The organism is Enterobacter cloacae complex sp. S2 (genome assembly GCF_015159675.1).
GTDB classification, from domain to species: domain Bacteria; phylum Pseudomonadota; class Gammaproteobacteria; order Enterobacterales; family Enterobacteriaceae; genus Enterobacter; species Enterobacter intestinihominis.
This window is the reverse complement of the sequence record NZ_JADDTS010000001.1, coordinates 82,042-106,306: the sequence shown is the minus strand read 5'-3', so window position 1 is coordinate 106,306 and position 24,265 is coordinate 82,042. Positions and strand designations below refer to the sequence as shown.

General features: G+C 55.7%; 17 protein-coding genes. 13 read left to right on the top strand and 4 right to left on the bottom strand.

Translation table 11 applies throughout. The features are described from left to right. Positions 1 to 50 precede the first annotated feature (50 nt). The 3 genes from IPZ49_RS00470 to mutH all read right to left on the bottom strand — a co-directional run bounded on the left by IPZ49_RS00470 (position 51) and on the right by mutH (position 2,263). Complete coding sequence (locus IPZ49_RS00470; RefSeq protein ID WP_063929116.1) at positions 51 to 1,091, bottom strand: NADP(H)-dependent aldo-keto reductase; 1,041 nt, start codon at positions 1,089 to 1,091, stop codon at positions 51 to 53. Positions 1,092 to 1,223: 132 nt separating this feature from the next. Continuing rightward, on the bottom strand, positions 1,224 to 1,442 hold the full coding sequence (locus IPZ49_RS00465) for a YgdI/YgdR family lipoprotein (protein WP_063146487.1): 219 nt from the start codon (positions 1,440 to 1,442) through the stop codon (positions 1,224 to 1,226). Positions 1,443 to 1,570: 128 nt separating this feature from the next. Further along, a complete protein-coding gene (mutH, locus tag IPZ49_RS00460; protein WP_022649239.1) occupies positions 1,571 to 2,263 on the bottom strand; it encodes a DNA mismatch repair endonuclease MutH in 693 nt (230 codons plus the stop codon). Between the two features lie 684 nt (positions 2,264 to 2,947). Between mutH and rppH the strand changes: the two genes are divergently transcribed. The 12 genes from rppH to recD all read left to right on the top strand — a co-directional run bounded on the left by rppH (position 2,948) and on the right by recD (position 21,311). Then, positions 2,948 to 3,478 (top strand): RNA pyrophosphohydrolase, encoded by a 531-nt coding sequence (gene rppH / locus IPZ49_RS00455; RefSeq protein WP_032622373.1) that lies wholly within the window; start codon positions 2,948 to 2,950, stop codon positions 3,476 to 3,478. Between the two features lie 12 nt (positions 3,479 to 3,490). Further along, positions 3,491 to 5,737, top strand: coding sequence for a phosphoenolpyruvate--protein phosphotransferase (ptsP, locus tag IPZ49_RS00450; RefSeq protein ID WP_023306854.1), 2,247 nt, complete (start codon positions 3,491 to 3,493; stop codon positions 5,735 to 5,737). Positions 5,738 to 5,966: 229 nt separating this feature from the next. After that, positions 5,967 to 6,842 (top strand): prolipoprotein diacylglyceryl transferase, encoded by an 876-nt coding sequence (lgt, locus tag IPZ49_RS00445; RefSeq protein ID WP_022649236.1) that lies wholly within the window; start codon positions 5,967 to 5,969, stop codon positions 6,840 to 6,842. Between the two features lie 6 nt (positions 6,843 to 6,848). Beyond that, entirely contained in the window at positions 6,849 to 7,643 is a 795-nt protein-coding gene (gene thyA, locus IPZ49_RS00440) for a thymidylate synthase (RefSeq protein WP_006811817.1), read from the top strand. A gap of 184 nt (positions 7,644 to 7,827) precedes the next feature. Next, a complete protein-coding gene (locus tag IPZ49_RS00435; protein ID WP_063146486.1) occupies positions 7,828 to 8,292 on the top strand; it encodes a prepilin peptidase-dependent protein in 465 nt (154 codons plus the stop codon). Further along, positions 8,283 to 8,843: a prepilin peptidase-dependent protein gene (locus IPZ49_RS00430; protein ID WP_063146485.1), complete on the top strand. Its 561-nt coding sequence runs from the start codon at positions 8,283 to 8,285 to the stop codon at positions 8,841 to 8,843. The genes IPZ49_RS00435 and IPZ49_RS00430 overlap by 10 nt, the downstream gene beginning before the upstream one ends. Then, positions 8,840 to 9,238, top strand: coding sequence for a DUF2509 family protein (locus tag IPZ49_RS00425; protein ID WP_063146484.1), 399 nt, complete (start codon positions 8,840 to 8,842; stop codon positions 9,236 to 9,238). Before IPZ49_RS00430 ends, IPZ49_RS00425 begins: the two co-directional genes overlap by 4 nt. Beyond that, the gene (locus IPZ49_RS00420; RefSeq protein WP_023298509.1) at positions 9,223 to 9,546 is read left to right on the top strand and encodes a prepilin-type N-terminal cleavage/methylation domain-containing protein; all 324 of its coding nucleotides are present in this window, start codon (positions 9,223 to 9,225) and stop codon (positions 9,544 to 9,546) included. The genes IPZ49_RS00425 and IPZ49_RS00420 overlap by 16 nt, the downstream gene beginning before the upstream one ends. 12 nt (positions 9,547 to 9,558) lie before the next feature. Next, complete coding sequence (gene recC, locus IPZ49_RS00415; RefSeq protein WP_063146483.1) at positions 9,559 to 12,933, top strand: exodeoxyribonuclease V subunit gamma; 3,375 nt, start codon at positions 9,559 to 9,561, stop codon at positions 12,931 to 12,933. Between the two features lie 139 nt (positions 12,934 to 13,072). Continuing rightward, positions 13,073 to 15,955, top strand: coding sequence for a pitrilysin (ptrA, locus tag IPZ49_RS00410; protein ID WP_063146482.1), 2,883 nt, complete (start codon positions 13,073 to 13,075; stop codon positions 15,953 to 15,955). Next, positions 15,952 to 19,494, top strand: coding sequence for an exodeoxyribonuclease V subunit beta (gene recB / locus IPZ49_RS00405; RefSeq protein ID WP_063146481.1), 3,543 nt, complete (start codon positions 15,952 to 15,954; stop codon positions 19,492 to 19,494). Before ptrA ends, recB begins: the two co-directional genes overlap by 4 nt. Next, positions 19,491 to 21,311: an exodeoxyribonuclease V subunit alpha gene (recD, locus tag IPZ49_RS00400; RefSeq protein ID WP_063929120.1), complete on the top strand. Its 1,821-nt coding sequence runs from the start codon at positions 19,491 to 19,493 to the stop codon at positions 21,309 to 21,311. Before recB ends, recD begins: the two co-directional genes overlap by 4 nt. A gap of 33 nt (positions 21,312 to 21,344) precedes the next feature. Here the strand turns inward: recD and argA are convergent, their stop codons facing one another. Continuing rightward, positions 21,345 to 22,676, bottom strand: a complete 1,332-nt coding sequence (gene argA / locus IPZ49_RS00395; RefSeq protein WP_022649227.1) for an amino-acid N-acetyltransferase — start codon at positions 22,674 to 22,676, stop codon at positions 21,345 to 21,347. A 227-nt stretch (positions 22,677 to 22,903) separates the two neighbouring features. Here argA and amiC point away from each other — a divergent pair, with 227 nt between their 5' ends. Beyond that, positions 22,904 to 24,157 carry an N-acetylmuramoyl-L-alanine amidase AmiC gene (amiC, locus tag IPZ49_RS00390; protein WP_022649226.1) on the top strand — a complete coding sequence of 418 codons (1,254 nt, stop codon included), beginning with the start codon at positions 22,904 to 22,906 and terminating at the stop codon, positions 24,155 to 24,157. Positions 24,158 to 24,265: the final 108 nt, after the last annotated feature.

Genomic DNA, 24,265 nt, shown 5'->3' with positions numbered 1-24,265 from the left:
GGATTTTGTAGGCCCGGTAAGGCAACGCCGCCACCGGGCAAATCGTCAACTTAAGGTGCCGGGTAGGTATAAACCTGATGCACCGCTTCAATCTCCGCTAAGACCTCTTCACTCAGGTTCAGGTGGAAACTCTCAATATTGGTTTTTAACTGATCCATTGTCGTTGCGCCGAGCAGGGTACTCGCCACAAACGGCTGACGACGCACGAAGGCCAGCGCCATCTGCGCCGGATCGAGTCCGTGACGCTTCGCGATATCCACATAGGCCGCCACGGCTTTTTGTGTCTGCTCGCCGCTATAGCGGGTGAAGCGGCTGAAAAGCGTGTTACGCGCACCAGCCGGTTTCGCGCCGTTCAGGTATTTGCCCGTCAGGGTTCCGAAGCCCAGGCAAGAGTAGGCGAGCAGCTCCACCTCTTCGTACTGCATCACTTCCGCGAGACCCACTTCATAACTGCGGTTCAGCAGGCTGTACGGGTTCTGGATGGTCACGATCCGCGGCAGGTCGTGTTTATCGGCCAGATGCAGATAGCGCATTACGCCAAACGCCGTCTCGTTGGAAACGCCGATGTAGCGGATCTTACCCGCGCGCTGGCATTCCGTAAGCGCCTCCAGTGTTTCCAGCAGGGTGACGGCCGGAGCACTCTCGTTCCAGGTGTAGCCAAGCTTACCGAAGCAGTTCGTCGGACGCTGCGGCCAGTGCACCTGATAAAGATCGAGATAGTCGGTTTGCAGGCGCTTGAGGCTGGCATCCAGCGCAGCACGGATATTCTTGCGATCGAGGATCTGGTTAGGGCGGATCCCGGCATCGTTATTACGGGAAGGGCCGCTAACCTTAGAAGCGATGACCAGCTTTTCGCGATTGCCGCGTTTCGCCAGCCAGTTGCCGACATACGTTTCGGTAAGACCTTGAGTTTCCGGGCGGGGAGGAACTGGGTACATCTCCGCCACGTCAATCAGGTTAATGCCCTGGCTGACGGCGTAATCGAGTTGTGCATGGGCATCGGCTTCGCTGTTTTGTTCACCAAATGTCATGGTGCCTAACCCCAGCTGGCTGATCTCCAGAGCGCTATGGGGGATACGGTGATAATGCATAGCCGGTTTCCTTTTTTAGACATACAGACCGCGTCAGGAACCTCCCGACAAAGGAATATAAACATGGCAGAGGGAAGGCAAAAGGGGAAGGAAAAAATCAAAAAGGCCAGCAAGCTACTGACCTTTATCTGTTTAACGCTCGATGATCTGGGAGATTTCGTCGCGATTAATTTGCATTTGATTGCCTTCGCGATCGCGGTAACTCACCAGACCGGTATCGTCGTCGACTTCGGGTTTGCCATCGGTCAGGATCATACGACCATCTTTCGTTGACATGACATAGTCGCTGCTACAACCCGATACCGCAAACGCTAAACCGACTGCTGAGATAATTACTGCCCATTTTTTCATCGTTCTCATCCTCACCTGGCTCGTATCAAATCATAGTGTAGTAATAACCTGATATTACGACAGGTGAAAGGGGGGAAATCTTAAAAAGGAGGAGATTATGTTAGCCGGAGCGCAAAATTGTTAAAAAACTATGTTTTCAACAGGAAGTGTCGTGCCAGCAGTGCACCGGTGAAATTCTTTTTAAGATAGAAGCCGCGCGGCAGCGTCAGGATCGGTTCGCCCTGTGCACCTACCGCTTCAGTGAGCGCTTTGCTGTTGGCGGCTTTGGGACGGAGTTGCAGCACTTCGCCATGCCGGGCGGTGATCTGCTCAACCTGTCCCAGCACAATCATGTCCATCAGCTCTTCCCAGTCCTGGGAAAGCTGTCTTTCTTCTTCTTCATCCGGGCTCCAGAGCAGCGGGGCGCCAACGCGACGCTCTGCCAGCGGGATCTGCCTGTCACCCTCAACGGGTACCCACAACACCCGCTTCAGCTTATGCCTGACGTGGCTGGTTTCCCATGTCACTCCGCTATTACCCGTTAGCGGCGCAACGCAGACAAAGGTAGTTTCCAGTGGCCGCCCCAGGCTATCAATGGGGATCGTCTTCAGTTCCACCCCCAGCGCCGCAAAATCTTGCTCGGGTTTACTGCCCGCGCTTGCGCCCAGCCAACGTTCAAGCAACACGCCGATCCAGCCTTTATCGCGCTTCAGATCGTTGGGTATCGTCAACCCCGCCATCACGGCCAGCTCGCCCAGTGCATAGCCTGCCAAACGTTGTGCCTGCTGGAGTAACTGGGCTTCACTGACGGGAGGAGAGAGCAGTGGGGCGAGAGAATGCATGCTGACAACCTTTTGGTTAAAAAATGAACTGATATTTTATCCCTTGTGGATAGAGTTTACTTTTTTCTGAGTATATATTCCATGTGGATGATTTATATTATGTTTTTTAGGAATGTATCCCGTCGCGCCATGGCTAAAAAACAGGTTGTGCAATTCTGGTCACTGACAATAAACAGGATCTTACACCATGTTATCCACAGAAAAATGGGATAACTGCGAATAACCGCCACTACTGTTTCAATTTACAGCCTTGACGTGCGATGAAAATCGAATTTTCACACAAATTGTGCCTAACTTATTGGCACAATCTGTGGATAAAACCGACGCTGTTCGATCTTTCATCACCAGGAAGATCTTTGATGTGACGATCGTCACGTTAATCGCCTTTGATACCCTAAATTTACGTTTAACTAGATGAATTTAAATAATTTATTTTAAGTGATGAAAATTGCCGATTCGCCGGGCCACAAGGTTGTTCATCGGTAATTCCATACTTCTTCACAACTATATCCACAGAAAAGGTGAATAAAAATGGTCTCAGTCGCCCTCATCTGTTTATAACTCCTCACAAAATTGTGAGTTATTCAAATGTTATTAGGTTGCAGGCCTGTAAGAGAGTGGTTTACCGCCTCCCTGTAGTGTGAAACAATCATTCATATATCAGATTTAGTTTGGGGTAGTCCGGTGATTGATGACGATGGCTACCGCCCAAACGTAGGAATAGTAATTTGTAATCGTCAGGGCCAGGTGATGTGGGCCCGGCGATATGGTCAGCACTCCTGGCAGTTCCCGCAAGGCGGGATCAATCCTGGAGAGTCCCCAGAACAAGCGATGTACCGGGAGCTGTTTGAAGAGGTTGGTTTAAGCCGAAAAGATGTTCGCATCCTGGCTTCGACCCGCAACTGGTTGCGTTACAAGTTACCGAAACGTTTGGTGCGTTGGGACACAAAGCCGGTTTGTATCGGCCAGAAACAGAAGTGGTTTCTTTTGCAGTTGGTGGGCAACGATTCAGATATCAATATGCAAACCAGCAGCACGCCAGAGTTTGATGGCTGGCGCTGGGTAAGCTACTGGTATCCGGTTCGTCAGGTCGTGTCATTCAAGCGCGATGTATACCGTAGGGTGATGAAAGAGTTCGCAAGTGTCGTGATGCAGCTTCAGGAGACGACTCCGAAGCCACAGAGCGCACCTGCCTGGCGACGTAAAAGAGGTTAAGCTACGCAAATCATGCTCACCCGCTTGCGAGAAATAGTTGAAAAGGTCGCCAGTGCGCCTCGCCTCAACGAGGCGCTGAATATTCTGGTGACGGACATCTGTCTTGCGATGGAAACCGAGGTCTGTTCGGTCTACCTGGCCGACCATGACCGACGTTGCTACTACCTTATGGCAACCCGCGGATTAAAAAAACCACGGGGACGTACCGTCACGCTCGCGTTTGATGAAGGTATTGTTGGCCTGGTCGGGCGACTGGCGGAGCCAATCAACCTTGCCGATGCGCAAAAACACCCCAGCTTCAAATATATCCCTTCCGTCAAAGAAGAGCGTTTCCGCGCGTTTCTTGGCGTACCGATTATTCAGCGCCGCCAGCTGCTTGGCGTGCTTGTTGTTCAGCAGCGCGAGCTGCGCCAGTACGATGAAAGCGAGGAGTCCTTCCTCGTCACGCTGGCAACGCAGATGGCGGCGATCCTCTCTCAGTCCCAACTGACAGCTCTTTTTGGTCAGTATCGTCATACGCGTATTCGCGCGCTTCCGGCCTCGCCGGGGGTCGCTATTGCCGAAGGCTGGATGGATGCCACGCTCCCGCTGATGGAGCAGGTCTACGAAGCCTCTACGCTGGATGAGGCGCTTGAGCGCGAACGGCTCACCGCTGCGCTGGAAGAGGCGGCGAATGAGTTTCGTCGCTACAGCAAACGCTTTGCCGCTGGCGCGCAAAAAGAGACGGCGGCCATTTTCGATCTCTACTCACACCTGCTTTCCGATGCGCGTTTGCGTCGTGAGTTATTTGCCGAGGTCGATAAGGGGTCGGTGGCAGAGTGGGCGGTTAAAAAGGTCATTGAAAAATTTGCCGAGCAGTTTGCGGTACTGACTGACGGCTATCTGAAAGAGCGCGCCGGCGATTTACGCGCGCTTGGGCAACGTCTGCTGTTCCACCTCGATGATACTATTCAGGGGGCGAATGCCTGGCCGAACCGGTTTGTGCTGGTGGCCGATGAACTCTCGGCGACGACGTTGGCGGAATTACCGCAGGACAGGCTGGCGGGCGTGGTGGTGCGCGATGGCGCAGCTAACTCTCATGCCGCCATTATGGTGCGTGCGCTCGGTATTCCGACCGTGATGGGGGCGGATATTCAGCCCTCCGTACTGCATCGCCGCACGCTGGTGGTGGACGGATATCGCGGTGAGTTGCTGGTGGATCCTGAGCCTGTTCTCCTTCAGGAGTACCAGCGTCTTATCAGCGAAGAGAATGAATTAAGCAAGCTGGCGGAAGATGATGTCAACCTGCCCGCGCAGCTCAAGAGCGGTGAGCGGGTAAAGGTGATGCTCAACGCGGGATTAAGCCCCGAGCATGAAGAGAAGCTCGGCAGCCGCATCGATGGCATTGGTCTCTACCGCACCGAAATACCGTTCATGCTGCAAAGCGGCTTCCCGTCAGAAGAGGAGCAGGTTGCGCAGTATCAGGGCATGTTGCAGATGTTTAACGACAAACCCGTCACGTTGCGCACCCTCGACGTCGGCGCGGATAAGCAACTGCCCTATATGCCCATCAGTGAAGAGAATCCCTGCCTCGGCTGGCGTGGGATCCGCATTACCCTCGATCAGCCGGAAATTTTCCTTATCCAGGTTCGTGCGATGCTGCGTGCCAACGCGGCCACGGGGAATCTCAGCATTTTGCTGCCGATGGTCACCAGTATTGACGAGATCGACGAAGCGCGGCGGTTGATTGAACGTGCAGGGCGCGAAGTGGAAGAGATGATCGGCTACGCGATCCCTAAACCCCGTATTGGCGTGATGCTGGAAGTGCCTTCGATGGTCTTTATGTTGCCGCAGCTGGCGACCCGCGTTGATTTTATCTCCGTTGGCACCAACGACTTAACGCAATACATTCTGGCGGTCGATCGCAACAATACCCGCGTGGCCAGTATCTACGACAGCCTGCATCCGGCGATGCTTCGTGCCCTGGCGATGATCGCCCGCGAAGCCGAGCAGCATAATATCGACCTGCGCCTGTGCGGTGAAATGGCCGGCGATCCGATGTGCGTGGCGATCCTGATTGGCCTCGGTTTCCGTCACCTGTCAATGAACGGACGTTCCGTTGCGCGTGTGAAATACCTGTTACGTCACATCGAACAAGATGAGGCGCATGAGCTGGCCGCGCGTAGCCTGGAAGCACAGCTGGCAGCCGAAGTGCGCCATCAGGTGGCGGCGTTTATGGAGCGACGCGGCATGGGCGGTTTGATCCGCGGCGGCCGCTGATCCCCCACAAAATAATGACTGCTCGGACGACCCCCTCTCCCTTGAGTAAGAGGAATGGGGTGAGGGGGAACAGCGCGCATAAAACCCTATACACATCTTTTACATCTCAGGCGCATCCTCCGCGCCTGCCTTATGCTATGATTCGCAACTTTGGAGCACCTGCCAACGGCGGGAATGCAATTCAGCCGCTGTCCACTTTCAGCGGAATAACAACATCTTGTGGTGACAGATGAACAGTGGTTATCTGCATTTTCCGGAATTCGATCCGGTTATTTTCTCAATAGGACCTGTAGCGCTTCACTGGTACGGACTGATGTACCTGGTGGGCTTCGTCTTTGCCATGTGGCTTGCTGGTCGTCGCGCCAGTCGTCCGGGCAGCGGCTGGACGAAGAACGAAGTGGAAAACCTGCTTTATGCTGGCTTTCTTGGCGTATTCCTGGGCGGGCGCATCGGCTATGTCCTGTTCTACAACTTCCCGGTATTCCTGAACGACCCGCTCTATCTGTTCCGCGTCTGGGACGGCGGCATGTCCTTCCACGGCGGACTGATTGGTGTGATCCTCGTGATGGTGATCTTCGCCAAACGCACCAAACGTAACTTCTTCCAGGTGGCTGATTTTATTGCGCCATTAATCCCGTTTGGGCTGGGTGCAGGGCGTCTGGGCAACTTCATCAACGGTGAACTCTGGGGGCGTGTCGATCCGAGCGTGCCGTTTACCATGCTGTTCCCGGGCTCCCGCGCAGAGGATATCGCGCTGCTGCCTTCGCATCCTGAGTGGCAGTCCATTTTCGATACCTACGGCGTTCTGCCGCGTCATATGTCTCAGCTTTATGAGCTGGCGCTGGAAGGTGTGGTGCTGTTTATCATCCTGAATCTCTATATCCGCAAACCGCGCCCAATGGGGGCAGTCTCTGGTCTGTTCCTGATTGGCTACGGCGCGTTTCGTATCATCGTCGAGTTCTTCCGCCAGCCGGATGCACAGTTTACCGGCGAGTGGGTACAGTACATCAGCATGGGGCAGATCCTCTCCATTCCGATGATTGTCGCGGGTGCCATTATGATGATTTGGGCGTATCGTCGTCGTCCACAGCAACAACTTTCCTGAGGAATCATGAAACAGTATCTTGAATTGATGAAAAAAGTGCTCGACGAGGGCACGCCGAAAAACGACCGCACCGGCACCGGTACGCTCTCCATTTTTGGCCACCAGATGCGCTTCAATCTGCAAGAAGGCTTCCCTCTGGTGACGACGAAGCGCTGCCATCTGCGCTCGATCATTCATGAACTGCTCTGGTTCCTGCAAGGCGATACCAACGTTGCTTATCTGCATGAAAACAATGTCTCCATCTGGGACGAGTGGGCAGATGAGAACGGCGACCTGGGGCCGGTTTACGGCAAGCAATGGCGCGCGTGGCCTACCCCGGACGGCCGCCATATCGACCAGATCACGACCGTCATGAACCAGCTGAAAAATGACCCGGACTCGCGCCGTATCATTGTTTCTGCCTGGAACGTGGGTGAACTGGATAAAATGGCGCTGGCGCCTTGCCACGCGTTTTTCCAGTTCTACGTGGCGGACGGCAAACTCTCCTGCCAGCTGTATCAACGCTCCTGCGACGTGTTCCTCGGCCTGCCGTTTAACATCGCCAGCTACGCGCTGTTAGTGCACATGATGGCGCAGCAGTGCGATCTTGAAGTGGGCGATTTTGTCTGGACGGGCGGTGATACCCACCTCTACAGCAATCATATGGAACAGACGCATCTCCAGCTGACGCGCGAACCGCGTGCATTGCCGAAGCTTGTGATCAAACGCAAACCGGACTCGATCTTCGATTACCGTTTTGATGACTTCGAGATTGAAGGCTACGACCCGCATCCTGGCATCAAAGCCCCTGTCGCCATCTGATACGGCGAATCCTGACACAACCGGTGCTCTTTAGCGCCGGTTTTTTTTCGCGCTCGTTTTGTTCTTCGAGCCTGTTTCCAGAGACGATGTAACGCGTTGCAACGGGTGAAAATCTCCGGAAAGCGGCTCGTAATGTTCTGGTTTAACGCTCGCGCCTTTTCTGCCATTCCGCCACACTTCCGCCATGAAAAACGAACATGGCTTTACGCTTATCGAAACCCTTTTCGCCATCTCGCTGGTTGTGATCCTCAGCGCGACGGGTCTTTATGGCTGGGACAGCTGGCAACAGCGGCAGCGGCTCTGGCAGACAGCCTGTCAGGTGCGGGATTACCTGGCGTTCTTACGAAACGACGCAAATCGTCACAACAGCGAGCACAGGATCGCGCTTCACGCTGACGGGAATCAGGCCTGCCTTGTCAGCGCTGTGGTCCCGGGCTGCGACAGCGGCGACCCGTTCGTGATGAAACCGTTATGGCCGGAGGTCACGCTGAGCGACGTAACGCCTGCGCTGGGATTTTACGGCTTAAGGGATAACGCATGGGCCGGACATATTCGCGTGCAGAGCCGCGCCGGTGCGTGGTGGGTTATTGTCTCAAATGGCGGACGTATCAGGCTGTGTAATGCCGCAGGAGAAAGTCTATGCCAGTAAAACAAAAAGGGTTTTCCCTGCTGGAGGTCCTGATTGCGATGACGATAAGCAGTATTCTGTTACTCAGCACGTCACGTTTTTTACCGGGGCTACAGCGGGGTGTTTTACTGCAATCCGGGCAACGGGAGCTGGAAGATGAGGTGTGGCAACGCCTGCTTGCGATGGGTAAACAGCTCCAGCGAGCAGGATACTGTGCAGGGCATTGTCAGGGGCAAGGGTTAATTATCGGCAGGCAAGGGCGATGTGCAATTGTGCAATGGGATGCAAACAGCAACGGCCAGTGGGATAGCACCGCGTCAGAAAATGACAGCACGGGATTCCGGCTTGAGTCCGGAACGCTCGAAACGCTGCGGGGCGCGACATCCTGTGAAGGTAAGGGAAGGGATAAGCTCACTGACCCGGATCGGGTCCTGATAGAGCAGTTTATGGTCACTAAAACCGATCGTGCTGGCTTTGCGCCGGTCATCAGTATCGAGCTGCGTGCCCGCCGCAAAGGTGAACTGACTGCACCCTTTTCGGCTCGCCACACCGTAACGGGGTTTAATCTGTGAATCGTCAGCGGGGCATGTCATCGCTGGCGCTGGTCCTGCTATTGCTGGTGCTCGGCACGCTGATCCTCACCGGATTAAACCAGCAGTTGCAAACCTTTAGTACGTTGGTGAATGGCGAGAGTTTGTCTGTTCGCCAGCAGGCTGCCTTGCAATCTGCACTGGAGTGGGGACGCGTTCAGGACTGGGCTTTACGGCCAGAGGTTCAGTGCAAACTGACACAAGGTCTGAGGGTCTGTGTAAGGCTGTTTGGGGAGCGTGTTTTGCTTATTGCCGGAAATGACGATCTGTTGCTATGGCGAGGCGGGGATATCGCGGAAGGACAAATACGCTTTTCTGCCCACGGCTGGAGCGACTTCTGCCCCCTTAAGGAAAGTGCGCTATGTCAGTTACCCTGAGCAGACAAAAAGGATTTAGCATGGTTGAGGTTTTGCTGGCAATGATGTTGCTGGTTGTAGTTGTGACGGCGTTATCCGGATATCATCGCGCGCTGGCAGCCCGGTATGCGGCGCTTAGCCAGTATCGTCAGCTATGGCATCATGCGTGGAATCAGTCGCAGATCTCAACATTAACGCTCCCGCCGGGCTGGCAGGTCAGTCGGGGGCAGACAACACAGTCCGGATGTGTCAGCATCACGGTCACACTTATTTCTCCTCTGGGGCGGCAGGGCGCGTTGACGCGTCTGCATTGCCCGGTTAGCCGCTAGTCGGGAGCGTTTATGCTAAGGGTTTACCACTCAAATCGTCTGGATGTGCTGGAAGCACTGATGGAGTATATCGTTGAGCAAGAGCGTCTTGACGATCCGTTTGAGCCAGAAATGGTGCTGGTGCAGAGCACCGGTATGGCGCAGTGGCTACAAATGTCCCTTTCGCAGAAGTTTGGCATTGCGGCGAATATCGATTTTCCGCTGCCCGCGAGCTTTATCTGGGAGATGTTTGTACGCGTCCTGCCGGATATTCCTGAGCAGAGTGCCTTCAACAAACAAAGCATGGCCTGGAAACTGATGACGCTGCTGCCGGACATGCTGGCGCATGATGAGTTCGCCATACTGCGCCACTATCTGAATGACGACACCGACAAGCGCAAACTTTTTCAGCTGGCCTCACGCACTGCTGACCTCTATGACCAGTATCTGGTTTACCGCGCAGAATGGCTGATTCGCTGGGAAGCGGGAGAATTAGTCGATGGGTTACCGGAAGCGCAAATCTGGCAGGCGCCGCTCTGGAAAGCGCTGGTCGAGCATACCGGGCAGCTCGGTCAGCCTAAATGGCACCGTGCTAACTTGTACGATCGCTTTATCTCAACACTTGAGAACACCGCAGAACGGCCAGCCCGTTTGCCGTCACGCGTGTTCATTTGCGGTATCTCCGCGCTGCCGCCTGTCTACCTGAACGCGCTAAAAGCGCTCGGTAAGCACATTGATATCCATATCCTCTTTACCAACCCATGTCGGCACTATTGGGGAGATATTCAGGATCCGCGCTGGCTTTCACGGCTGGTCACCCGCCAGCGTAAACGCCTCTTTGAGGAACGCGCCGTGCCGCTGTTTAAAGACACTGAAAACGCTGCGCAGCTTTTCGATGAAGAGGGGATTCAGAACCTGCCGAACCCGCTACTTGCCTCGTGGGGCAAGCTGGGGCGCGACTATATTTATCTACTTTCAGATATCACCTCCTCGGGAGAGGGGGACGTGGACGCGTTTGCGGATATTACGCCGGACAGCCTGCTGCACAATATTCAGCTTGATATTCTGGATTTAGAAAACCGTGCCGTGGCCGGGATCACTGCCGAGGAGTTTGCGCGAAGCGATAAGAAGCGAAAACTGGATCCTGACGATCGCAGTATCGCGATCCACGTTTGCCACAGCCCACAGCGTGAAGTTGAAATTCTTCATGACCGCCTGTTGGCCATGTTGCAGGACGACCCAACCCTGACACCCCGCGATATCGTGGTGATGGTGGCGGATATCGACAGCTACAGCCCGTTTATTCAGGCTGTATTTGGCAGCGCAACGGGCGACCGCTATCTTCCCTACGCGATCTCTGACCGCCGTGCTCGTCAGTCACACCCGGCGCTACAGGCCTTTATCAGCCTGCTTTCGCTGCCTGATAGCCGGTTTATCTCTGAGGATGTGCTGGCATTACTGGATGTGCCTGTTCTGGCCGCACGCTTCAGCATTAACGAAGAGGGCTTGCGCTACCTGCGCCAGTGGGTCAACGAATCCGGCGTCCGCTGGGGAATCGACGATGATAACGTCCAGGAGTTTGAGCTGCCCGCGACTGGCCAGCATACCTGGCAGTTTGGCCTGACGCGTATGCTGCTGGGGTATGCGATGGAGAGCATCCACGGCGAATGGAATGACGTGCTGCCGTACGATGAGTCCAGTGGGTTAATTGCGGAACTGGTTGGTCACTTAGCCTCGCTGCTGATGCAGCTCAACCGCTGGCGCCGTGCATTGATGCAGCCCCGTCCACTCGAAGAGTGGCTGCCGATTTGCCGCGAAATGCTAAATGACTTCTTCCTGCCGGACAGCGAAACGGAAGCCGCCATGGCGCTTATCGAGAAGCAGTGGCAGGCCATCGTTGATGAGGGGGTTAATTCGCACTATCACGAGGCGGTACCCCTTTCGCTTCTGCGTGATGAGCTGACGCAACGTCTCGATCAGGAGCGCATCAGCCAGCGCTTCCTTGCTGGGCCGGTGAATATCTGCACCCTGATGCCGATGCGTTCAATCCCGTTCAAAGTAGTCTGTCTGCTTGGCATGAACGACGGTATTTATCCACGTGCGCTGCCACCCCTGGGCTTTGATCTCATGAGCGCACAGCCGAAGCGGGGCGACCGCAGCCGCCGCGATGATGACCGTTATCTCTTCCTTGAGGCGCTGATGTCTGCGCAAAGCAGGCTTTATATCAGCTATATCGGCCGTTCAATTCAGGACAACAGCGAGCGTTTCCCGTCCGTGCTGGTGCAGGAGCTGGTGGACTACATCGGGCAGAGTCACTATCTGCCGGGCGATGAGGCCTGTAACTGCGACGAAAGCGAACGTCGGGTGAAAGCGCATATTACCTGTCACCATAGCCGTATGCCGTTTGATCCTGTCAATTACGTTCCTGATGAACTGCAAAGCTACGCCCGCGAGTGGCTTCCCGCTGCGAAGAACGCGGGCACACCGCAAACCGATTTCATTCAGGCGCTCGAACCGCGCGCCATAGACACCCTTACGTTTGAGCAGCTGCAGCGCTTTTGGGCCCATCCGGTTCGGGCTTTTTTCCAGCAACGCTTGCAGGTGAACTTCCGCTCGGAAGAGAGCGAAATCCCTGATGCGGAACCGTTTATTCTTGATGGACTGGAGCGTTTTAAGCTTAATTCCCAGCTTTTGAATGCGCTGGTTGACGAAGAAGACGCCAGTAAACTGTTCCGACGTTACAGGGCGTCGGGATTACTGCCGTATGGTGCGTTCGGCGAAATCGTCTGGGATGCCCAGTGTGAGGAGATGCAAGCGCTTGCTGACCGGGTTATCGCGTGTCGGCAACCGGCGAGCAGCATTGAAATTGATCTCGATTGTAACGGTATGCACCTCAGCGGCTGGCTCACGCACGTGCAGTCTGACGGACTGCTACGCTGGCGCCCATCTATGCTCAGCGTTTCACATGGCCTGCAACTCTGGCTCGAACATCTTGTCTACAGTGCGAGTGGTCACGAAGGCGAAAGCCGGTTGTTTGTACGTAAGGACGGCGAGTGGCGCTTCCCGCCGATGGAGCCTGAGCAGGCGTTGACGTTTCTGTCGCTTTATATAGAAGGTTATCGTCAGGGCATGAACAAGCCTCTGCTTTTGCTGCCTGAAAGTGGGGGGGCATGGATAAAAGCCTGTTACGACGCGCAGAATGATGCCATGTTAACGGATGAGGCTTCGCTCCAGAAAGCGCGCAGCAAGTTTTTGCAGGCCTACGAAGGGAACATGATGGTACGTGGCGAGGGCGACGATGTCTGGTATCAACGTTTATGGCGAACGCTGGAGCCAGAATATTTCGACATTATCACGGAAGAGGCGCAACGCTACCTGTTACCGTTGTTCAAATTTAAGCAGTCCTGAGTGTTGTATAAAAATTGCACAGCACGGGGTGTTCATTTATGATGCACCTCTTATCACGGACTGATGTACCCAAAGAAAGAGATGCTGGCGTGTCCAGCACGCACGTTGTTAATGATGTAGCCGTGATAAAGAGGTCGTAATGCCAGGCAGCACCTTGTTCAAAGCATTTGTTTTGTTTATCGCCCTTTGGGCTCCCGTCACTCAGGCCGATTCCGGTTGGCAACCTGTCCAGGAAACAATCCGTAAGAGCGATAAGGACACCCGTCAGTATCAGGCGATTCGTCTTGATAACGGGATGACCGTGTTGCTGGTTTCCGATCCTCAGGCGGTTAAATCGCTCTCCGCACTGGTTGTGCCGGTGGGGTCGCTGGAAGATCCTGACGCCCATCCGGGACTGGCGCACTACCTTGAGCACATGACGCTGATGGGGTCTAAAAAATACCCACAGCCTGACAGCCTGTCCGAATTTCTGAAAATGCATGGCGGCAGCCACAACGCCAGCACTGCGCCGTATCGTACCGCGTTTTACCTGGAAGTGGAAAATGATGCGCTTGACGGGGCGGTGGACCGTCTGGCGGATGCCATCGCCGCACCGCTGCTGGATAAAAAATATGCTGACCGGGAACGCAACGCCGTAAACGCCGAACTGACGATGGCGCGCACGCGAGACGGTATGCGCATGGCGCAGGTTAGCGCTGAAACCATCAATCCGGCGCATCCGGGTTCGCGCTTCTCAGGCGGCAACCTTGAAACGCTGAGCGACAAGCCGGGTAGCCCGGTGCTCGATGCGCTGCATGCGTTTCGTGAAAAATACTATTCCGCCAATCTGATGAAAGCGGTTATTTACAGCAATAAACCGTTGCCGACGCTGGCAAACATGGCTGCGCAGACCTATGGCAGGGTGCCAAATAAAAATATCGATCTGCCGCAGATTAACGTGCCGGTTGTCACGGACGCGCAAAAAGGCATTGTTATTCACTATGTGCCGGCCTTGCCGCGCAAGGTGTTACGCGTTGAATTCCGTATTGATAACAACACGGCGCAGTTCCGCAGCAAAACCGACGAGCTGGTGACTTATCTTATCGGTAACCGCAGCCCGGGTACGCTCTCCGACTGGCTGCAAAAGCAGGGGCTGGTGGAAGGTATTCGCGCTGACTCCGATCCCGTCGTAAACGGGAATAGCGGCGTGCTGGCCATCTCCGCGACGCTGACCGATAAAGGGCTGGCTCACCGTGACGACGTCGTTGCGGCCATTTTCAGTTACCTCTCTCTGCTGCGCGACAAAGGCGTCGATAAACGCTACTTCGACGAGCTGGCGCACGTGCTGGATCTCGATTTCCGCTATCCCTCTATTACGCGTGATATGGACTACGTCGAGTGGCTGGCAGATACCATGATCCGCGTGCCGGTGGAACATACGCTGGATGCGGTAAATATTGCCGATCAGTATGACGCCGGGGCGCTCAAAGCGCGTCTGGCGATGATGACTCCGCAGAATGCCCGCGTCTGGTATATCAGCCCGAACGAACCGCATAACAAAATGGCCTACTTCGTTGATGCCCCGTATCAGGTTGAAAAAATCAGCGAACAGACCTTCGCGGGCTGGCAGAAAAAGGCGGGGGAAATTGCGCTGAAGTTACCGGAGCTTAACCCCTACATCCCGGACGATTTCTCGCTGATCAAACCCGCAAAGGCCTATCCGCATCCGGAGCTGATTGTTGATGAGCCGACGCTGCGCGTGGTCTACACCCCAAGCCGCTATTTCGGCGACGAGCCAAAAGCGGATGTCAGCGTAGTGCTGCGTAATCCTAAAGCAATGGACAGCGCCAGAAACCAGGTGCTGTTTGCGCTTAACGATTATCTGGCCGGTATTGCCCTCGATCAGCTCAGCAACCAGGCTGCCGTTGGCGGTATCAGTTTCTCCACCAATGCCAATAACGGCCTGATGGTGAATGCCAACGGCTATACCCAGCGTTTGCCGCAGCTGTTCCAGGCGCTGCTGGACGGTTATTTCAGCTATACGCCTACGGAAGAACAGCTCGAGCAGGCTAAGTCCTGGTATGCCCAGATGATGGATTCTGCCGAGAAGGGTAAAGCCTACGATCAGGCGATTATGCCAGCACAGATGTTGTCCCAAATTCCTTATTTCCAGCGCGAAGATCGCCGCGCGTTATTGCCCTCAGTCACCTTAAAAGAGGTGCTGGCTTACCGTGATTCGCTGAAAACCAATACCCGTCCGGAGTTCCTGGTTGTAGGGAACATGAGCGAAGATCAGGCTAAAAAGCTGGCACAAAACGTGCGTGCGCAACTGGGTTCAAAAGGCGATGAGTGGTGCCGTAACCAGGATGTGCTGGTAGAGAAAAAGCAGAATGCGATCTTCGAAAAAGCGGGAAGCAGCACGGATTCCGCGCTGGCCGCGGTGTTTGTCCCTGTCGGATATGACGAATTTACCAGCTCTGCCCAGAGTGCGGTGCTCGGTCAAATTATTCAGCCGTGGTTTTACAACCAGCTGCGCACCGAAGAGCAGCTGGGTTATGCGGTATTCGCTTTCTCGATGAATGTGGGCCGTCAGTGGGGGTTGGGCTTCCTTCTGCAAAGCAGCGACAAGCAACCCGCTTACCTGTGGCAACGTTATCAGGCATTCTTCCCGCAGGCGGAAGCAAAACTGCGCGCCATGAAGCCGGAAGAGTTTGCCCAGATCCAGCAGGCGGTTATCGCCCAGGTGATGCAACCGCCGCAGACGCTGGGTGAAGAGGCCTCGCAGCTGAGCAAAGATTTTGATCGCGGTAATATGAAATTTGATTCGCGTGATAAAATAGTGGCCGAAATAAAACAGCTGACGCCACAAAAAGTTGCCGATTTCTTCCATCAGGCGGTAGTAAAACCGCAGGGTATGGCCATCCTGTCTCAGGTTTCTGGCAGCCAGAACGGGAAAACGGACTACGTAAAATCAAAAGAGTGGACCGTCTGGAAGAGCGTCAGCGCGCTGCAACAAACTATGCCCTGGAGTAAGAAAGAATGACCCATACCGCTGAGCCGCTTGATCCCCTAAGTTTACCTCTACAGGGTGAGCGACTGATTGAAGCCTCAGCGGGAACGGGAAAAACCTATACCATCGCCGCGCTCTATCTGCGTCTGCTGTTGGGGCTCGGCGGCAACGCCGCTTTTTCGCGCCCGTTAAGCGTGGAAGAGCTGCTGGTGGTAACTTTCACCGAAGCGGCCACTGCCGAGCTGCGTGGCCGTATTCGCAGCAACATTCATGAGCTGCGCATCGCCTGTCTGCGTCAGACGACGGATAACCCCCTCTACGCGAGCCTGCTGGACGAGATTGCGGATAAGCAACAGGCTGCGCAATGGCTGCTGCTGGCCGAACGGCAAATGGATGAAGCGTCCGTCTTCACCATTCACGGTTTTTGTCAGCGCATGCTGAGCCTGAATGCGTTTGAATCCGGCATGCTCTTTGAGCAGCAGCTTATTGAAGATGAATCCGAGCTTCGCTATCAGGCCTGTGCGGATTTCTGGCGTCGTCACTGTTATCCGTTGCAGCGCGACATTGCTGAAGCGGTTCACGCCCTGTGGAAAGGTCCGGAAGAGCTTCTTCGCGCCATCGACCGTTACCTGCAAGGCGAAGCGCCGGTCATTAAATCTCCTCCGCCTGCCGATGAAACGCTGGCCTCGCGCCATGAAAAGATCGTCGCCAAAATTACCGCGCTTAAGCAGAAGTGGAATGAGTCGGTTGGTGAAATTGATGCAATCATCGAAAACTCAGGCATCGACAGACGCAAGTTCAACCGTGGGAACCAGGGGAAGTGGATCGAAAAGATCAGCGCCTGGGCCCATGAGGAGACGCGGGGTTACCAGCTTCCGGACGCACTGGAAAAATTTTCGCAGCGCTTTTTGACCGAGCGAACCAAAGCCGACGGTATTGTGCCTGAGCATCCCCTGTTTGTGGCGATTGAAGCGTTGCTTGCGGAGCCATTAACGCTCAATGACCTGATGATCACCCGCGCCATGACGGAGATCCGCCAGGCAGTCGCGCGCGAAAAACGTCGCCGGGGCGAGCTGGGGTTTGATGACATGCTGAGCCGCCTGGACGAAGCCCTGTCCAGCGAGAATGGTGAAGCGCTCGCCAGCGCGATCCGTACCCGTTTTCCGGTGGCGATGATTGACGAATTTCAGGACACCGACCCCCAGCAGTACCGCATTTTTCGCCGCATCTGGCGACAGCAGCCCGACACTGCCCTGCTGCTGATAGGCGACCCTAAACAGGCCATTTACGCCTTCCGTGGGGCAGATATCTTCACCTATATGAAAGCCCGTAGTGAGGTGGTCGCGCATTACACGTTAGATACCAACTGGCGCTCCGCTCCGGGGATGGTTGAGAGCGTCAATGCGCTGTTCAGCCGTATGGAGACGGCGTTTATGTTCAATGAAATCCCTTTCCTGCCGGTGAAATCCGCCCCAAAAAACGCATCCCTGCGCTTCGAAGTCAGCGGTGCGGTACAACCCGCCATGACCTTCTGGCTGCTTGAGGGGGAAGGCTATGGCGTTGCCGATTATCAGGCGGCGATGGCCCAGCACTGCGCCGCGCAAATCCGTGACTGGCTAAGCGCAGGCGCGCGCGGCGAGGCACTACTGTGGAAGGGGGAACAGGCATATCCTGTAAAGGCCTCTGATATTACCGTGCTGGTGCGCAGTCGTCAGGAAGCGGCGTTAATCCGCGATGCGCTAACGTTGCTGGATATTCCGTCAGTGTATCTCTCTAACCGCGACAGCGTGTTCGACACGCTGGAAGCCCAGGAAATGCTCTGGTTGCTTCAGGCGGTGCTGGCGCCGGAGCGCGAAAATACGCTTCGAAGCGCGCTGGCCAGTTCTATGCTGGGGTTGAACGCACGGGATATTGATGAACTCAACCATGACGAAAACGCATGGGATGCGGTGGTAGAAGAGTTTGTCCATTACCGTGAACGCTGGCAAAAGCGCGGCGTCATGGCGATGCTGCGCGAGCTGATGACACGGCGTCAGATTGCCGAAAATATGCTGGCGACATCCGGCGGTGAAAGGCGTCTGACCGATATTTTACACATCAGCGAACTGTTACAGGAAGCGGGTACCCAGCTTGAAAGTGAACATGCCCTTGTGCGTTGGCTGGCGCAGCAAATCGCGGATCCAAACAGTAACTCTTCAAGCCAGCAGATGCGTCTTGAGAGCGATAAGCATCTGGTGCAAATCGTCACCATTCACAAATCCAAAGGTCTCGAATATCCGCTGGTCTGGCTGCCTTTCATCGCGAACTACCGGGTTCAGGATCAGGCCTTTTACCATGACCGCGAGACTTTCGATGCGGTGCTCGATCTCAGCAAGGCGGAGACCAGCGTTGAACTGGCAGAAGCGGAGCGTCTGGCGGAGGATTTGCGCCTGCTTTACGTGGCGCTGACCCGTTCTGTCTGGCATTGCAGCCTGGGCGTCGCCCCGGTTTTCCGCCGTCGCGGGGAGAAAACAGGGGAAAGCGATTTCCATTTAAGCGCGTTAGGGCGGCTTATTCAGCGTGGCGAGCCGAAAGATGCGGCGGGGTTGCGCCTCTGCATTGAGTCGCTCTCCGGTGACGATATCGCGCTGCATATCCCGTCTATGCCAGACAATAGCCGCTGGCAAATGGCGCAAGAGCCCGCGACCGACCTTAATGCGCGCCAGATCACGCGGGTGCTTACCGACGACTGGCGCGTCACCAGCTATTCTGGCCTGCAACAGCACGGGCAAAGTATTGCGCTGGATCTCATGCCGAAGCTGGACGTGGATGCCGCAGGGGTGGGTGATATTCCGGTTGAACCGACGTTAACTCCGCATCAGTTCCCACGCGGCGCGTCGCCGGGCACCTTTTTGCACAGCCTCTTTGAAGAGCTTGATTTTACTCAGCCTGTCAGTGAGGAGTGGGTGCTGAAGATGTTACAGAGCGGGGGCTATGACGCGCACTGGCAGCCCGTTCTCACTGACTGGATCAACGCCATTTTGCAGGCGCCGCTGACTGAGCAGGGCTTCGCTCTTCGTCAGCTAACGGCCAGAAATAAACAGGTTGAGATGGAGTTTTATCTGCCTGTCGCAGGCCCGCTTAAGGCCGACGCGCTCGATGCGCTTATCCGTCAGTACGATCCGCTCTCAGCCGGTTGCCCGCCGCTGAACTTCCGTCAAGTGCAGGGCATGCTGAAAGGCTTTATCGACCTGGTCTTCCGTCACGAAGGACGGTACTACCTGCTGGATTACAAATCGAACTGGCTGGGCGAGAACAGCGAAGCCTATACCCAGCAGGCGATGGCGGCAGCCATGCAAATGCATCGCTACGATCTGCAATATCAGCTCTACACGCTAGCGCTGCACCGCTATTTACGCCACCGTATTGCGGATTACCGCTACGACGATCATTTTGGTGGCGTCATCTACCTCTTCTTGCGCGGGGTCGACGCTGCCGATCCGCGCTCCGGGATCTTCAGCACCCGTCCGGATGCGGAATTGATTAATAAAATGGATAACCTGTTTGCAGCAAACACGGAGGAGATGGCATGACGATGCAGGACTTATTGCTGGAAGCGGTAGAGCAACGCGTGCTGCGTCAGCTGGATGTGCAGTTTGCCATGATGATTGCCGCTGACCAGCCCGCCGTGATGCTTGCCGCTGCCCTATTGAGTAAAGACGCCGGAGAGGGGCATGTGTGTCTGCCGCTCTCGCGTCTGGTTGTTGACGAGAAAATGCCGCCTGTCCTCCAGTCCTGCTTTGCGCTGCTGGGGGAGAGGGTGGACTGGCAGAAAATTTTGCGCGAATCGTTGGCCGTCGGGCCGGGAGAAAACCAGGCGCCGCTGATCCTGACGGGGGAGCGCTTATATCTGAACCGTCTGTGGCGAAACGAACTGACGGTAGCGCGTTTCTTTAGTGAGACCAACGCGCCGCTTCCCTGCGACGAAGCGCAGCTTCGCCAGACACTGGACAGGCTGTTTGACTCCGGTGAGCCTACAGACTGGCAGAAAGTGGCGGCGGCCGTCGCCCTGACGCGGCGGATTTCGGTGATTTCAGGTGGCCCGGGGACCGGGAAAACCACGACCGTCGCAAAGCTGCTGGCAGCCCTGATCCAGCTATCAGGCGAGCAGCGATGTCGTATTCGTCTGGCGGCGCCCACCGGTAAAGCAGCGGCGCGACTGACCGAATCACTGGGCGGTGCGATGCAACAGCTGCCGCTCACTCAGGAGCAGCTTGCGCTTTTCCCGGGTGAAGCGAGTACCCTGCACCGTCTGCTCGGCGCGCAGCCGGGTAGCCAGCGGCTGCGCTACCATGCGGGTAATCCGCTGCATCTGGACGTGCTGGTGGTGGATGAAGCCTCCATGATTGACCTGACCATGATGTCGCGCCTGATCGATGCTCTGCCGCCGCATGCGCGCGTGGTTTTCCTGGGCGATCGCGACCAGCTCGCCTCCGTGGAAGCCGGGGCGGTACTGGGGGATATCTGTACCTACGCCAGCTACGGTTATACCGCCGCGCGGGCGCAGGAGCTTGCCCGCCTGACCGGCTGCTCGCTTGAACCCGTTCACTCGCCGGTCGCAGGCGCACTGCGTGACAGCCTGTGTCTGCTGCAAAAAAGCTACCGTTTCGGTAGCAACTCCGGCATCGGCCAGCTGGCTGCGGCGGTCAACCGTGGCGATCGGCATGCCACGCGCACGGTGTTTGACGGCTCTTTCACTGACATTGAAAAGAAATCGCTGCAAAGCGGGGAAGAGTATCAGGCTATGCTTGAGGAGGCTCTCCAGGGATACCAGCGTTTTCTGAGCTGCGTGCAGCAGCGCAGTCAGCCCGGGCAGGTCATTGCCGCATTTGGCGAATACCAGCTTCTGTGCGCATTGCGGGAAGGGCCGTTCGGCGTTGCGGGCCTGAACGACAGGCTGGAGCAGCTGCTCGTGCAGAAACGCAAAATTAACCGTCAGCAGCATTCGCGATGGTATGAAGGCCGGCCAGTGATGATCTCCCGCAACGACAGTACGCTGGGGCTGTTCAACGGGGATATCGGTATTGCGCTCGATCGCGGTAACGGTTTGCGCGTCTGGTTCCAGCTACCGGACGGCAGCGTGAAGTCCGTCCAGCCCAGCCGTCTGCCAGAGCATGAAACGGCATGGGCGATGACGGTACACAAGTCTCAGGGCTCAGAGTTCAACCATGCGGCGCTGATCCTGCCGACACAGCTTTCGCCGGTCGTAACCCGTGAGTTGGTCTACACCGCCGTTACCCGTGCGCGCCAGCGTCTGTCGCTGTATGCGGATGAGCGCGTGCTGGGTCAGGCGATTGCCACTCGCACCGAGCGCAGAAGCGGATTAAGCGCGATTTTTGAATCTGTCTGAGTAATCACCCTCTCCGACAGGAGAGGGTGATTGTTATCCCAGGTCCGCCATTAACACCTTCGAGCGGCGCTGGTAGTTGTACATCTCTTTCTTACTTTCCGGCAGCGAATCAATATCCACCGGCGTGAAGCCGCGCTCCTGGAACCAGTGAATGCTGCGCGTGGTGAGCACGAACAGCTTGCTCAGACCCATCTGGCGTGCCTGTGCCGCCACGCGTTCAAGCAGCAGTTCCCCCCGCGAGGAGCTACGGTAATCCGGGTGCACGGCAACGCACGCCATTTCGCCAATCTGCTCTTCCGGGAACGGATAAAGCGCCGCACAGGCAATGGTCAGGTTATCTCGCTGGATGATGGTGAACTTGTCGATCTCCATCTCCAGCTGCTCGCGGGAGCGGCGAACCAGAATGCCCTGTTGTTCCAGCGGACGGATCAGCTCCAGAATGCCGCCGATGTCATTGATGGTGGCACGGCGGATCTGCTCGGCGCTCTCCATTACGATCTGCGTACCGATCCCGTCCCGGGAGAACAGTTCCTGCAACAGCGCGCCGTCTTCCTGATAGCTGATCAGGTGGCTGCGGCGTACCCCGCTGCGGCACGCTTTGACGGCGCCGCGCAGAAAACGCACGGTACCGGAATAGTAATCGCCTTGTGCTTCCAGCGCTTCGACGCGCGCCTGGGCTTCATTCGGAAAAAGTTCTGGCACAATCACGCCCTCATCGTTCACGACACCCTGTGAGGAGCAAAAGCCGATCATTTTTTCCGCTTTCAGCTTGATGGCCAGCTGGGTGGCAATCTCTTCTGAGGTCAGATTAAAACTTTCACCCGTTACGGAAACGGCAACGGGTCCCATCAGGACGATCGCGCCATTGTCTAACTGGCGGTGAATGGCTTCTTCATCAATGCGCCGGATGCGGCCGCTGTGGCAGTAATCCACGCCATCGTCCACGCCGAGCGGCTGAGCGATGATAAAGTTGCCGCTCACCACGTTGATGTGCGCGCCCTGCAGCGGCGTATTACTCAGGCTCATCGACAGGCGGGCGGTGATATCGAGCTGCAACAGACCCGCCGCCTGTTTGACCAGTTCGAGGGTTTTCGCATCCGTCACGCGGGTATGTTTGTGGTAGATCGGCTCATGGTGATGGGCGGCCAGGTTGGCTTCGATTTGCGGACGTGCGCCATACACCACCACCAGACGGATGCCGAGGCTGTGCAGCAGGCCGATATCATTGACGATACTGGAAAAGTTCTCATGCTCAATGGCTTCGCCGCCAAGCATGATGACAAAGGTTTTCCCCCGATGGGTGTTGATATAGGGAACAGAATGGCGGAATCCCTGGACCAGTTCGGTTCTGCGTTCCTTAACCATGACACAACCCTTAATGAATGTTTATTCGTTATTTATGTATTTTTATTCGATTGTGGCCGCGTGTGCAAGCCAAAATTTTCTGCGACACACAGAAAATAATAAGTAATCCGTGCGTTAACGTATGATTGTTTACCCTTTTATAGATGACAGTTTATGCGTCATTCGTTAAAGTTTTCGGTCAATTTGGGCGTTTTGTTCATCAATCAGATTTCTTGCTCGGGAGAAGCATGTCGGGATCCAATTCAGCAATAAGCCGCCGCCGCCTGTTAAAAGGGGCCGGGGCGATGTGGTTGCTTAGCGTCAGCCAGGTGGGTCTTGCCGCCACAAGCCAGGTAGTCGCGGTGCGCGTCTGGCCGTCGTCGACCTATACGCGCGTGACGGTCGAGTCCAACCGCGTGCTGAAATACAAACAATTTGCCCTCAGCAATCCTGAACGTGTGGTGGTTGATCTCGAAGGTGTGAATCTCAACTCCGTGCTTAAAGGCATGGCGGCGCAGATCCGTGGCGACGATCCTTTTATCAAATCGGCGCGTGTCGGGCAGTTCGATCCGCAAACCGTGCGCATGGTGTTTGAGCTGAAGCAGAACGTGAAACCGCAGCTCTTTGCCCTTGCGCCTGTTGCCGCCTTTAAGGAGCGCCTGGTAATGGATCTCTATCCGGCGAATGCAACGGATATTCAGGATCCGCTCCTGGCGTTACTTGAAGATTACAACAAAGGCGATCTCCAGCGGCAGGTCCCACCTGCGCAAAGTGGTCCTAAGCCGGGCAGGGCGGGGCGCGATCGTCCGATTGTGATTATGCTCGATCCTGGCCACGGCGGAGAAGATTCCGGCGCCGTTGGGAAATATCACACCCGTGAAAAAGATGTGGTGCTGCAAATTGCCCGTCGTCTGAAGGCGTTAATCGACAAAGAGGGCAATATGCGCGCCTACATGACGCGCAACGAAGATGTCTTTATCCCGCTGAAGGTCCGCGTGGCGAAAGCGCAGAAGCAGCGCGCGGATCTGTTTGTCTCTATTCATGCGGACGCCTTCACCAGCCGCCAGCCGAGCGGATCGTCGGTGTTTGCCCTGTCAACGAAAGGGGCGACCAGTACCGCCGCGAGATACCTGGCGGACACGCAGAACGCCTCGGATTTAATCGGTGGCGTGAGCAAAAGCGGGGATCGTTATGTCGACCATACGCTGTTTGATATGGTGCAGTCGCTGACCATTACCGACAGTCTGAAGTTTGGTAAAGCGGTGCTGGGCAAACTGGGCCGGGTCAACAAGCTGCACAAAAACAGCGTCGAGCAGGCCGGATTTGCGGTACTGAAAGCGCCAGATATTCCGTCCATTCTGGTCGAAACCGCGTTTATCAGTAACGTGCAAGAGGAACGCAAGCTCAAGACGGCTAAATTCCAGCAGGAAGTGGCGGAGTCGATTCTGGCGGGTATTCGGGCCTATTTCTCAGACGGGGAAACGCTGGCGCGGCGGGGATAGGGTATTACGCCGGGTATCTCGCCCGGCACTTTCACAAACGGCAGATACAAAAAAACACCCTTAAGGGTGTTTATTGTTTTAAGAAGTGTTGGTTGCGGGGGCCGGATT